Origin of the sequence: Rathayibacter sp. VKM Ac-2929 (assembly GCF_022815495.1) — a bacterium.
GTDB classification, from domain to species: Bacteria; Actinomycetota; Actinomycetes; order Actinomycetales; family Microbacteriaceae; genus Rathayibacter; species Rathayibacter festucae.
In genome coordinates, this window is record NZ_JALGRV010000006.1 from 229,950 (window position 1) to 230,781 (window position 832).

Below are 832 nucleotides of genomic sequence, written 5' to 3' on the forward strand. Positions count from 1 at the left end.
CTCACGACGCGGACGGGAATCACCATCACGAGAAGGACGCGCATCCCCGTACCGGGGGCGAGAGTCACCATCGCGGGAGGGACGGGAATCACCATCGCGGCGGGGGCGGGAGTCGCCATCGCGAGAAGGACGGAAGTCGCCCTCCCGACGCGGACGGGAGTTTCCGTCACGGGAAGGACGCGCATCGCCGTCGCGACGAGGGCGGGAGTCGGAGTCACGAGAGGGACGGAAGTCGCCCTCACGACGAGGACGGGAATCACCGTCGCGAGAGGGACGGGCGTCACCGGCCCGAGGAGGGCGAGCGTCACCGTCGCGGCGCGGACGGGAGTTGCCGCTGGAGTACGGACGAGAGTCGCCGTCGCGGCGGGGACGAGAGTCTCCGCCACGGTCCGGACGTCCGGCTCCGTCACGGCGCGGAGCGTCCGAGCGCGATCCGGAGTCGTTCGAGCGGTACGGACGGGAGTCTCCACCGCGAGCGGGCCGATCGCCGTCTCGAGCTCCGCCTCGCGGGGAGGAGGAGCGGTCGCCGCCGGCGGCGCGGGGCGGGCGCTCGTCGCGCCGGTCCTGTCCGCGGGCGTTGCGGTCGGGTGCTGCGTCGTCCATGCGTTCCTCGCCTGTCGTGGTGGAGCTCTGTGGAGTTGACCCGTCCGCGAGGACGGGGATCGGCGCCCCGTGAGCCGCCAGCCACCACCCTAACCCGCACCATGGCGGACGCCACGGGGGTCGAGGTGCTGGGTCTTCCGGTTCCTTCTGCGGAACCTCTGGTTAAACAGCGATGGCCACCCATTTCTGGGTGGCCATCGTGAATTGGTGTCCGGCGGTGTCCTACTCT